The following is a 12,872-nucleotide window of genomic DNA, read 5'->3' on the forward strand; positions in this document are numbered from 1 at the left end:
ATAAACTGAGCAAATCAAATGAATGGGAAGCCAATCCTTTACACTGTTGCGAAAGATGAAAATGGAAATCTAATCAAGGCAAAAGATGCGGCAAAGGGAATTGATTTTTTCTGTCCAATTTGCAACAGTAATATAATCTTACGAAAGAGCGGCAAAACCGGCAGAAATTCCAAGCGCCCTCATTTTGCACACAAAGCCTTTAGTTCAAATTGCTCTCCAGAATCAGCTTTACATTTTGTATTCAAGCATCTCGTTGCAAGGGAAATTTCTGATCATCTTTCCAAAAACTCTCCTCTATATTTTTCATGGAAATGTCATTATTGTCTTGAAGCCCATACGGACGACCTACTAAAAAAAATCGATGGAATAAAACTTGAACATGATCTCCTAGTATGCAAGCCTGATATCGCCCTATTTGATGAAGACAATAAAGTTATTGCAGTGATTGAAATTATTGTTACACATGTGCCAAATGAGAAAACTATTAAATTTTATACTGATAATAGCATCGTTCTTATTCAAATCAATTTGCAAACCGATGAAGACATTGAATTGCTAAAGGAAAAAATTTCCAACCCAGATTTTGTAGACGATTGCTTGAATCCCAAGTGTAGCAATTGTGGTCACTTCTTGTTGAAGGCTAGAACAATGACAATTGTTAGTGCGCCATGTTGGAAATGTTCCTCAAAAATGAAGCTTGCAATAGTAAACCTTGACATGAAAAGGGGATCGACTCCTCTTGGCCCTGACAGTTTTAGCAAGAGTGAACGAGCGTTTGCGAGGGACGAGGGAGTTGTTCTAAAATGGTACGATACTAAGACAACCCGTGGTCAATATTTAGCCAATACCTGCCCACATTGCAATTCCTTTACAGGGACATTATATCTTGTAACAGATTTTTTTTCTAATGCCTCCTATCCATTCGAAACATTTGACCGAGGTTATCAGTGCAGACATTGTTCTCAAACGTGAAAAACCAGAAAACTATACGGCATAGGATAATTACTTCTAAAAACCCGTGAGGACAGAACATTGAATTAACAATTAATTTTGCACACACTAATTACATGATCAACGATGTCGGATTGTAAATCATAATAATGCCGTTTTAGTACGGTTCAATAACAATTTAATATTGTAGTAGTTGTCTCTGCTAAACACTTTCACAAAATAAATTCCTTCAGGCAAATTCTGAAGATGAATTTCTTTAGTTGATGTATTAACTATCTCTTCTTCAAAAACAATTTTGCCAAGTGCATTGAAAATGCTGACAGAGCCTTTAACAATTCTTTCCCCAAGAGTTATTGAAAAGAAACCCTGTGATGGATTTGGAAAAAGTTGTAGTGAATTAGCAATTGACAATTCTTCTATTGCCGTAAAACAAATGTCATTAACCACAGTTCCACTTCCTGCCGTAACGTCGAACGGAGTAACTGCGCCAGCGGAATAAACTGTACAAGTAACATTCAATTCTGAAACCGGTGAGTTATTTGTTTGAATGGAAGCAGTAGCTTGATTGCATCCGGTGTTACCAAGATTGTCTGTTTTCAGCAGGTAAAAACCTGTACCGAAACTGGTGATTTTTCCGGCAATAATATATTCTCCGTTGTTTGTTTGCTTAACATCGGTCCCTGCATCGTAGCCTGTTCCTCCAAAAACTCTAGTCCAGAGTGTATCTCCAGCAGCATCCGTTTTTATTAAAAGCACATCATTGCCATTTGCTGAAGATTCCAATGTGCTGCCGGTAATAATGTAACCTCCATCATTGGTTTGTGCAACCGCATTTCCAATATTATTGGTGTGGGTAAAAAAACGGGACCATTGAACGTTTCCCTCTGCATCCGTTTTAATCAAAAATAAATCCTGGCCGGTGGTGGTGAAATTGACAGCGTGTCCGGTAAAAAAATATCCGCCATCTTCTGACTGCCGGATGCAGGTCACAAATTCTCCGCCCGGCCCATTGTATATTTTCGCCCATTCGATATTTCCATTATCATCAGTCTTTATTAAAAAAGCATCGGGACCAACAGACCCAAAACTGGTGGTGTATCCAGCAACAATAAATCCGTCATCCGAAGTTTGCTTTATGGTTGCTGCTTTATCTTCCTCAGCACCCCCAATTATTTTTGTCCAGAGTATGTTGCCTTCAGCATCCGTTTTCACCAGATAAAAATCCCATCCACCCGAGCCAAAGCTCCAGGTATTTCCAGCAAGAATAAACCCGCTGTCAGATGTTTGCTGCATCGTATAAGCTTCATCATAGGATTCTCCACCATAAGCTTTAGACCAAAGTATATTTCCAAGACTGTCCGTCTTTGTCAGATAGTAATCGTTGCTAGCGCCATCAATGCTCGTGTATCCTGCAATTGCATATCCTCCGTCAAAGGTTGGTGTTGCGCAGTTGCTGGTTCCGTAGTTATAGTACCTTGTCCAGAGTGTATCTCCTGATTCATTCGTCCTGATGAGAAGATCTCCGGCAATGATGTAACCTCCATCAATTGTTTGTGCAACAGAAGGATTTCCATTTGAACCTGTGCTGAAAGATTTCTGAAATGTTACCTGGCCGGAAATATTATCTATTAAAAGCAAGAAAAATAATATTAAAACCAAAGCCTTTTTCATGATTGTAAGCTAGCTTGTATTTTGCACATTCTAAAACAGTATTTAGGATGACTTCCTACTTAGCTTCAGGGTGCAATCGTCACAGGCAAATACGTGTATCAGAAACAGATACCTACCTGTTCGAAAAAAAAGATTGCTGCTGCAAATCATCTTTGCGTAAAACTAAATAGCGAAACCACCTCATTTCCTGAAGTGGTTTCACCATTGCAATTTTCAACCTTATTTTTATACCGTGCTTAATTTCTGGGTTTCATCTTTTTTCCTACAATTGCTTGGAGGCGAATGCCGGCTGCCCCCACATTTTCACCTTTCCAGAATTGCTGAATCTGAAGTTCATAAATGCGATCTTGATTTCTCTGAATTTGAAAGTCCTCATCTACCTGATAGATCACTTCAAGTTTAAAGGGTTTGTCCACAAGCACATTCCTAAAACCATGTTCCAAAGCATGAATGTTTTCGCAGGCTCCAATAAACAACCGGTTTTTGAAGTAGTTATTTCCCTGGAGCAACTGATACACGTTGATGTTTTTTCACGGGCAATCAACTTTAATCCTTGTGGAATGGCACCGTCTAAAAATTTCCTGTCTCCTTTCAACAGCATCTTTACACCTGGTACAAAACGGCGGAGATCAATCTTCAAATCGTAATATTCAGGTTGATCTTTCATGTTTTGAATAACCGCACCATAACTACCCGGAACGCCTGGCATGATGTCTTCAACGTCCATGTTTCTGTAAGCAATATTGTTTGTATTCCTTACAAAATCGAGGTATTGACTTACGCTCGTAATCAGTGAATGGTCAGGCGCGGGATCGAGCGGACTTGAAAGCACAGCAATCATACAATAATGACCCGGAGCAGGAATCAGAGCTGATGCGAACGTGATGGCATTGCTCACTTTCATTGTGCCTGGCGCAACAGATGTTACCAAAGTGGAACCTACATGAATCCATGAAGCAGGAGTACCGAAAGTGGTCGCTCCGGACATGTAAACATTTACGGTGGTATCACCTGTCACATCGCCGCGGTTTTGAACACGTACATACACAAAGTTATTTTGCCCGTATTCCACGTTTTCCCATAATGAATCATTGGTTAAGTCAGCAAAAGCCACTACAGGATTAGACACTGCTATTTTACGGTTGATAATATCCGGGCTTGCCCAGAGGTACGATCCTCCAAAGGGCTCGGTTCCGCTATCAGCGAGATTATCACGCACGAAAAGATCAGGTCCAATTCCTACTGCATGAAATGCATTTTTCACTTGAGATAACTTTACGAGATCTGTGGGGAATAATTCAAGACAGGCATCAAGCATTGCCTGGCGGAAATCAAGGAAGGTAGCCGTGGAGTGCCCGACTAAGTTATCTGACATGCACTTCCAAAGAAGTTGTTCGGAGGCTGACTGTCCGATTCCAGTTACACTTACACTGCTTACCGTATGAGTTCCACCAACAGTAAGCAAATAATATAAGTTGTTGATGATGCCACTATTGATATGAACGCCTCCGTTATCTGAACCTCCAATATAACGCGTAGAGTAATGACTTGGCTGATGGCCTGCCAGTACGCTATTGATCGGATCTGCCACATTCCACATACCACCATTAGTGGGGTCAATCATATTACGCCATGCCGGTGCAGAAGCTTTCAGCCATGTATCTTCAAACACAAGCCAGTCGCCGGTAATAAAGGCTGCCATGATATCGGAGAATGCTTCATTCAATGCGCCTGCTTCGTTTAAGTATTGTAGTCCGCATGTATATTGAGTGTAGGCATGTGTCCATTCATGAGCGAGCCAGTCATCACTGCATTCGTAATCATCACCGGTTGCTGCTGAACCCGTTCCATCGCCAAGGTTTACCTGACTGCCGTCCCAATAGCCATTGTTGTAATTACTGCCTAAGTGACTTACAATTCGAAACAATCCACCGGCACCATTAAAGCCATTTCTTGAATGAACAGTTTGATAGTAATCGTACACTTTACCAGTATAGCGATGCGCATCTACTTCGGCTCCCTGGTTTGAGTCGCGAGGAGCAGTGGTAGCAGTATTCCAATTATTATCAGGATCAGAAGATGGAGTTGTTCCATCTTCATCATCCGTTCTGATTTCAGAACCACCGGCACCTGTGCGTGTCAGATCACGCAATTGATACGTGATATCATTATAGTAGGTATTTAACGCGGCACCACCAGAATAATAACCGGTGCCAGCACCGACAGTCGGACCTGCCGTTTGCACATTGTCGTAGAAATAAATGACGTTACTGCTAATTGCGTTTACATATACAATCCAAATGTGAGGCGCTCCGTGTTCATGGGTGAGTATTGAATGATCTGTCCGGATCTTTGATTTTCCCCCTTTAATTGTTTCACGCAGTTCAATCTTCCATGCCAGGTAGGGCACTTCTTTATAGCGTACTACAACCAGTTCAGGTGCTTGGGAAGATTTTTCATAACACTTCACCGTTTTTTGCGCCAACTCCAATGCTTTGGCTTCCGATATTTTTGGAGAGGACGGCAATCTTGAAAGATCATGGAAAAGATAGTTGGTGATTGAATCAATAATTCCCTTTGAGTTTGAGTGAAAACGGATGCTCGCTCCCTCCACTTTTGCTTTACCATGATATTGTTGCCATGTAACGGCTTTGCCATTATTAATGTCCTCTCCTTCGAGTAGCAATTGCAACCCTGATGTAGAGAAGGAATTAAAATAGCTGCGATTTTTTTGGATAAATGCTTTAGAATCCTTCTTTAATCCTGACAGCGTATTGGCTGACAGTTTTTGCAGTGGTCCCCTTAATGCCTGCACCGCCAAACCCTGATGCTGAATTTGCACTTTCAGCGCCGGGTTCAACGCGATGTTTTTGATAAGTTGGTCAACCATAATTTTATTCAGTGGTTTCATGTGTGTTGATTGTTTATGTTTAAATGAAAAAAAAGTATTGAAAATGAATATCGTCCCTTGAAGGGAGGTTTTGTGATAAACACCTGTTTTGGCGGTTGCACAATTTTTACAGGTACTTGAACATCATCCTGTGTTTGTTTTTTGTCATTGATTGATTCTCACGATTTCAGATCATTTAATACTGCGGACACTTTGCAATTATCCAGGTACATATCTTTACATAAAAGCACTGATTCCTACAACAAAATCTTATCATCCAATGCATCGAGGTTCGCAAAGCGGCCCTTACAGCTCTTTTGAAAAAAGGTTAATTCACTTTACTTGATCACGGCTCGACAAAGATGCATTGCACGATATACCCGATACAAGACTGAAATCATTCATTTCTCAATAGCTGATTCCATTCATTTCTTATAATAATTGCTATCTTAATTGCCAGTAAACTTTCCGGAAAATGGCTGTCAATACGCCGCTTCATTTCATTATTGCTGATGATCACTGGGCGATGCGTTTCGGGTTATCCAAACTCCTGAGTAAAAACTTTCCCGACTGCACCATTTATGAAGTAGCAGATGGTGTAGAAGTTCTTTCGGCTTATAATAACCAGTCGGCAGATGTGATCTTAATGGATTCGAGGATGCCGAAATTAAATGGAATTGAAGCCACACGTATACTACTTAAGCAACACCCAACTGTAAAAGTAGTTGCACTCAGTATGCTTCAAGATGAAACCAGTATGACCGCGATGTTTGAAGCAGGTGCTCGCGCTTATGTAACTAAGAATGTTGATGGTACAGAAATTATCAGTGCTATAAATACTGTTCTTGAAGGCAAACTTTATGTATTGGGGAAAATCATGAACCAATTCTCATTGAAAGAAATCGTTTCCTGGAGCAAGCATGCTTTTATCCATATCTCAGAGCGAGAAAAAGAAGTGTTATTGCTTATCTGCAAAGAATTATCAATGACGGAAATTGCAGAGCAACTTCATATTTCTGTCAACACAGTACAAAATCACCGCAATCACCTGCTAGATAAAATCAATGTGCACAACACTGCAGGGCTTGTAATGTATGCCAATAAAATGGGTTGGGTTTGAGAGATTGTCGGAAAATGATTAAGAAATTCCGGGACCACCCTTCGACTCCGCTTGTACTGAGCTTAGTATTACACTTGTAACAAAAAAGCACTTCATTCCCGTCTTACATGCATCATGGAAAACCGATGCCGAATAGCGATGGCAGGAATCACAATTTATTTCCTGCTGCTGCATACTGTCATTTTAAAAGCTCAGGATAAAGTTCTTGTGTTTGAAAATATTTTTACTGGAAGAAAGACTGAATTAAAAGCAGGTGATGAAGTTCGATTGCGGTTCACGGTTCAGGATACTGTGAACGCTCCTTTTGATGTGGCAGTAAATGACATCACCGTTTTTGGAACCATTGAATCCATTAGCAACAACGCGATCTACCTCGCAACTAAGAACAAATACTTTGATCGCGCTTCCATTGCAATACCACATGACGGAATAGAATCATTCAGGAAGTATAGTCCCTTGAGACCAATTGCGAAAACCGGCAGCCTGATACTGAGTTCAGCACTTGGGTTATTGGCTACTTTGCAAATATCAGAAAGCGGTGATATCGTCAGTTGGGAAAGTGCAGGACTTGCGCTCGCTGCGAGCAGTGCGGTACTGATGAGTAAAGAACTCTTTTCTGATAAGATGAAATTTTTTGTGGTCGAAGGCTGGCGGCCGAATGTAAAACTTGTGAAATAGTAACGGTGCTTCACTTTTGATTCACTAAATCAACCCATTAAATTTTGATTTCATAACTCATTTTATGGAGCATATTTGAAGTGGTCGGTGAAAACACCGATCATCGGCAGTATAAAGATGTTTCGAATATCACATGCTGGTTCGTTCTTTTTCTCCCAAAATATTTCTTACTAATTTTCCAAACAGGAGAACTCTCAGCATGCGACATTTCAGTGCGGGTATATTTTTTATTCTGATGATGATTTGTAAATGTTCTGTAGCACAGGAGATTTATGATCCGTCATACCTGGAAAAAATCATCTCGCGTGAACAGATCAGTCAGGAGCCGGTTATTTCCTTTCGCGAATCTTCACTTACAGAAAATTACAACCTTAACTACCTTAACGCATATTGGGAAATTGATCCGGCTATTTATTACATCAAAGGTGCCCTCACCTATTATTTTCAACCGGTAAATGATCCGTTAACTGCAATCTCATTTGACTTTTCAGATTCACTTTTGTTCAGCGGTTTTGTGTATCACGGTGATACAAGTTTCAATGTCACGCGGCCGGGAAATAATATAATTGAACTGCATCTTCCGCAATCAATCGGTGCAGGCATTCAGGATTCCATTATACTTTGTTACGAAGGGAAACCACCATCAACCGGATTCGGAAGCTTTGTACAGGAAACACACAATGAAGCACCTATTTTATGGACACTGTCAGAACCTTATGGCGCCAGTGATTGGTTTCCCTGCAAAAACAGCCTGGCGGATAAAATTGATTCGATTGATATTTTCATAAAAGCCCCAATAGGAAATCATGCCGGGACTGCCGGCAAATTGACAAGTGAAACTGCCGTTGACAATGGGAACAACACACTCATTCATTGGCGCCACCGCTACCCTATTGCAACGTACCTGATCGGTATTGCTGTCACTAATTATTCCGTCATTCACCAATCAGTGCTACTTAATAGTGGAAAAAGTGTTCCGGTACTTCAATACATCTATCCGGAAGATTCAGCATCATACATGAATGATACAACACTCATCGGAAAATTCATCAAACTCTATTCTGACTTGTTTGGAGATTATCCTTTCGCCAATGAAAAATATGGTCATGCACAATGGAACTGGGGCGGTGGCGAAGAACATCAGACGATGAGCTTTGTATTCAATGCGGGTTTCTTTGAACTGGTTGCCCATGAACTTGGCCATCAATGGTTTGGCGATAAGATCACCTGCGGAAGCTGGACTGATATCTGGCTAAATGAAGGATTTGCTACTTACTTATCAGGATTAAGCTATGAATACATTGCCCCTGTTTATTGGATTCCATTTCTTGACACACAGCAAGGACGCGCTTTTAAAGATTCCACAGGTTCTGTTTTTTGTGAAGACACCACCGATGTTGCGCGCATCTTCAGTGGATCGTTATCCTATGCAAAAGGTTCTTATTTGCTTCATATGCTTCGCTGGAAAATGGGCGATGAAGCTTTCTTTAATGCGATTGAAAATTATATCAATGATCCTGATCTCTGTTATGGATTCGCACGCACTCAAAACCTGAAAGATCATCTTGAATCTGAAAGCGGTCAGAATTTAGATGAGTTTTTCAATGATTGGTTTTATGGAAAGGGTTATCCAACGTATTATGTCAAGTGGGCTAACCTTGCTGATGGAAAAGTAAATATCGCTTTGCATCAAACACAAAATCATCCTTCAGTTTCTTTCTTTGAAATGCCGGTTCCGGTATTGCTGAAGGATGCAACGCATGATACCACCATCGTCATTCAAAACAATGCGAATGATTTAACTTACCAGGAAGGTCCGTTTTCATTTACACCCGACAGCATATTTATTGATCCCGGGTTTTGGCTGCTTGCAAAAAAGAAACCGTCTGTGTATGACGTATCGTTGTCAAATATCATCAACATTTTTCCAAATCCTGCCAGTGATGCCATCACTGTTTCATATCATGGTGATGAAGATGCCATTCAGCATATCACGATCTACAACGTCTCCGGAAAAAAAATGAAGGCGATAACTACTGCTGTTACAGGCGCTTACAATCCCATAACCATTGATATTTCCAATCTTTCAGGCGGTTATTATTTTCTTGAAGTACAGACTTCAAAAAATAAATATGTTGAGCGAATGGTGAAATTTTAATTGATCAATTAAATTTCTACTCCATATAAATTCACTCAAACCAATTTGACCAATCAATAACAGATGTAGTCAAAATTGCTGATTTCCTGCATTGCATTTTTCATAGTTCGATATTATTTTGATTCGATGGAAGATTCTTCAACATTTTTATCATTCATGCCTTCGTAATATAAAGCAGCTAAAAAGCGATCATCCAATACGCCTAATTTATTAGCGGCTGATCCGGAAATTTTAATCATCACATTATCATTGGCAGAAGTTGCCGGCAACTTTCCAATTACTTTCACTGTCACCATTTTGCCATTCATCATATTCTTAACCTTTACTTCTGTTCCTTTTGGTGCAGTTGGATGCAATGCAAAAAAATCTCCTCCGTCATCGCCCGATTTTACCCAGGTGGCGATGCCTTTCACAGACAAGGCATCCGGAAAAAATGCTGCATCATTTATGTGAATGGCGACTGTATCATTGGATACCGTTGCGATTGAATCGGTAATGGTTCCTTTTACATCTTTTTCCTGAACGTGTAACGGACCGTCTAATTGAAATGACGTTATTTCATACCCAACAATTAATTGCGAGCCTTCTTCAATGTCAGGTGACATTAAATTATTCCACCTCAAAAGAGTGTCCACTTTGGTATTGTATTTTTTACTGATGGCATACAACGTTTCCTTTTTCTGCACTGTATACAAGATTGCATGGCCATTCCTGATTTCATTCGATGGAATAACCGGCTCACCATTCACCACCGGCACTTTTATTTTAGCTCCTATCGGAAGATTGTTATCAATAATTTCAGGATTTAAATGCAACAGTTCCTCCACAGTAATCTGATATGCTTTCGAAATACTGTATACAGTTTCTCCTTTTACTACAACATGTAAATCAGCGGCGCGCTCCTTTGTTCCTGACCCCTTCCACTTCATGGTTTGCGAAAAGCCATCAAAAGGCATTATCAGTAAAGAACCCACCACCAAAGAAAAAATTAACTTTACCATTCCTTTTAACAACCATTTTTTAGGGGTCAACCAAAACATCTATGAAGCGGGCGCGCTTTTTCAAACTTCATACCAATACATCCGAAGTGCAACGAAAAAAAGCTGAAGTAAAAGTATCGCTGCTTGAAGGCCATCATACTATTATGAAGAAGAAGTTATTCACGATCTTTCTGATGTTGTACTGTTTACTACACAGTATTCCGGTTGCGCAAAGTGTTCCCTCCACCTTGCCTAAAAAAGTGTACGTGTTCGAGCTCAACCAGGAAATTTTTCCTGCTGCCTGGCGCCTGGTCAAAACTGCTATGGAAGCTGCTGAACTGGCACACTGTGATTACATTCTCATTAAACTAAACACTTACGGCGGTGAACTCTCCATGGCAGATTCCATCAGAGCAAGATTGCTGAACGCTAAACTTCCGGTGATCGTATGGATCACTCAAAACGCTGCATCAGCGGGCGCGCTGATTGCTATTTCCTGCGATAGTATTTACATGAAGCAAGGAGCAGCCATTGGTGCAGCTTCTGTCGTGAATCAGGAAGGAGAAATTATGCCGGATAAATATCAATCGTATATGCGCGGCATGATGCGGTCCACAGCAGAGCACCAGGGGCGCGATCCGAGAATCGCTGAAGGGATGGTAACTCCAAATAATTATTTACATGACATCGCGGATTCCGGAAAAATCATCACCCTTACGGCCAGTGAAGCGCTGAAACATGGTTATTGCGATGGTATTGCAGAAACTGAGGAAGCGGTATTGCAAGCGGCAGGGATTGGGGACTATGAAGTTATTCAACATAAATCCAGCGCGCTGGATAATTTTATCGCTTTTCTGCTGAATCCATTGGTGAATGGAATTCTTCTGCTCATTATTCTCGGAGGCATTTATTTCGAGTTCCAGCATCCGGGTATTGGACTTCCGATTTTGGCTGCCGGCCTTGCCGCTATTCTTTATTTTGCTCCTTTATATATTGATGGACTTGCAGAACATTGGGAAATTCTGCTTTTCATAGTCGGGCTTGCATTAATTGCCATCGAAATCTTTATTACTCCCGGTTTTGGTTTGCCTGGCATATCAGGAATTGTGTTGGTTATCTCAGGCTTAACACTTGCTTTAATACGCAACATCAACTTCGATTTTTCACTCACCAATGCAACAGAAATATGGTTGGCGTTGCTAAGAGTTGTAATTCCATTGGGACTCTCCTTCTTCCTGTTTATTGCATTCGGCAAAAGTATTTTGCAAAGCCGCATGCTAAAGGGATTTGTACTCACAGACACGCAGACATCCACTACAAGTTTTCATGAATCAACTGCAACTTTGAATACGATGCTTCACAAGCAAGGTGTTGCAATAACGTCGCTGCGACCTTCAGGTCAGATAGAAATTGAATCGGAGCGATATGATGCAATGGCAGAAAGCGGATTAATAACAGCAGGAACTCAAGTGAAAGTAATAGAGATCAGCGGAAATATTTTAGTGGTTAGAATGGCGTAACATTTTACATTTCGCGGAACTTCTTTTATAATTTTAATTAAGCATCACAAATATTTCATCCCAGAAATCATAGAATCAAACAAATCTTGAAAATCCTGGTAATTGTACCTGCGCGTTTTGCTTCCACCCGTTTTCCTGGTAAGCCATTGGCCATGATCGGTGGTAAAAGCATGATTCAACGCGTATTTGAACAGGTATTAAAATGCACTACCGTGGACGAAATTCTGGTAGCTACTGATGATGAACGCATTGAAACAGCAGTGAAACTATTTGGCGGAAAGGTGATGATGACTTCAGTAACTCATTTATCGGGCACTTCACGATGTGCTGAAGTCGTACAAAATCTGGATAGTGATTTTGAAATAATTATCAATGTGCAGGGCGATGAACCTTTTATTGATCCGGAACAGATTGACCTTTTGGTAAAATGTTTTGCAGATCCAATGGTGAGCATTGCAACGCTGATAAAGCGAATTACAAAACATGAAGATTTGACGAATCCGAATATTGTGAAGGCAGTGATTGGTGAACAATACCAGGCTTTGTATTTCAGCAGAAGCGCCTTGCCTTATTTCAGAGGTGTTGAAGAACATGAATGGGCTGCATCAACAAACTATTATAAGCACATTGGCATTTACGGATACCGGACAAAAGTTTTACAACAGCTCATTCAACTACCGGTCAATAATTTAGAAGAAGCCGAATCACTTGAGCAACTGCGTTGGCTGGCCAATGGTTACCGGATTCAAACAGCAGTTACAGAGTCTGAAACAATTAGTATTGATACGCCGGAAGATTTGGAAATAGCCAATGCATATTTGAAGGAACATTCAAAATAAGAATGCCTGCGTTTTTTCTATTCAATAGCTCTTTATTTCAACTAGTTTTTGTCATGCACAGGCGC

At 40.6% G+C, this 12,872-nt stretch carries 9 protein-coding genes; 6 read left to right on the top strand and 3 right to left on the bottom strand.

Annotation, left to right across the window (positions count from 1 at the left end; all coding sequences use genetic code 11):
• The first annotated feature begins 18 nt into the window (after nt 1-18).
• The gene (locus IPO83_17375; GenBank protein ID MBK9733026.1) at nt 19-972 is read left to right on the top strand and encodes a hypothetical protein; all 954 of its coding nucleotides are present in this window, start codon (nt 19-21) and stop codon (nt 970-972) included.
• A 120-nt stretch (nt 973-1,092) separates the two neighbouring features.
• Here the strand turns inward: IPO83_17375 and IPO83_17380 are convergent, their stop codons facing one another.
• Nucleotides 1,093-2,622: a T9SS type A sorting domain-containing protein gene (locus tag IPO83_17380; GenBank protein MBK9733027.1), complete on the bottom strand. Its 1,530-nt coding sequence runs from the start codon at nt 2,620-2,622 to the stop codon at nt 1,093-1,095.
• Nucleotides 2,623-3,010: 388 nt separating this feature from the next.
• Nucleotides 3,011-5,533: a M4 family metallopeptidase gene (locus IPO83_17385; GenBank protein MBK9733028.1), complete on the bottom strand. Its 2,523-nt coding sequence runs from the start codon at nt 5,531-5,533 to the stop codon at nt 3,011-3,013.
• A 454-nt stretch (nt 5,534-5,987) separates the two neighbouring features.
• On the opposite strand from IPO83_17385, the gene IPO83_17390 reads away from it, so the two are divergent.
• The 3 genes from IPO83_17390 to IPO83_17400 all read left to right on the top strand — a co-directional run bounded on the left by IPO83_17390 (nt 5,988) and on the right by IPO83_17400 (nt 9,468).
• On the top strand, nt 5,988-6,632 hold the full coding sequence (locus IPO83_17390; protein MBK9733029.1) for a response regulator transcription factor: 645 nt from the start codon (nt 5,988-5,990) through the stop codon (nt 6,630-6,632).
• Nucleotides 6,633-6,770: 138 nt separating this feature from the next.
• Nucleotides 6,771-7,310: a hypothetical protein gene (locus IPO83_17395; GenBank protein MBK9733030.1), complete on the top strand. Its 540-nt coding sequence runs from the start codon at nt 6,771-6,773 to the stop codon at nt 7,308-7,310.
• 199 nt (nt 7,311-7,509) lie between these two features.
• Nucleotides 7,510-9,468: a T9SS type A sorting domain-containing protein gene (locus IPO83_17400; GenBank protein ID MBK9733031.1), complete on the top strand. Its 1,959-nt coding sequence runs from the start codon at nt 7,510-7,512 to the stop codon at nt 9,466-9,468.
• A 113-nt stretch (nt 9,469-9,581) separates the two neighbouring features.
• On the opposite strand, the gene IPO83_17405 is transcribed toward IPO83_17400, so the two are convergent.
• The gene (locus IPO83_17405) at nt 9,582-10,469 is read right to left on the bottom strand and encodes a LysM peptidoglycan-binding domain-containing protein (protein ID MBK9733032.1); all 888 of its coding nucleotides are present in this window, start codon (nt 10,467-10,469) and stop codon (nt 9,582-9,584) included.
• Nucleotides 10,470-10,555: 86 nt separating this feature from the next.
• Between IPO83_17405 and IPO83_17410 the strand changes: the two genes are divergently transcribed.
• Both IPO83_17410 and kdsB read left to right on the top strand, forming a co-directional pair.
• Nucleotides 10,556-11,968 carry a nodulation protein NfeD gene (locus tag IPO83_17410; protein ID MBK9733033.1) on the top strand — a complete coding sequence of 471 codons (1,413 nt, stop codon included), beginning with the start codon at nt 10,556-10,558 and terminating at the stop codon, nt 11,966-11,968.
• 86 nt (nt 11,969-12,054) lie between these two features.
• Nucleotides 12,055-12,807 carry a 3-deoxy-manno-octulosonate cytidylyltransferase gene (gene kdsB, locus IPO83_17415; GenBank protein MBK9733034.1) on the top strand — a complete coding sequence of 251 codons (753 nt, stop codon included), beginning with the start codon at nt 12,055-12,057 and terminating at the stop codon, nt 12,805-12,807.
• The last annotated feature ends 65 nt before the right edge of the window (nt 12,808-12,872 follow it).

The organism is Chitinophagaceae bacterium (assembly GCA_016717285.1).
Classification (GTDB): domain Bacteria; phylum Bacteroidota; class Bacteroidia; order Chitinophagales; family UBA10324; genus JACCZZ01.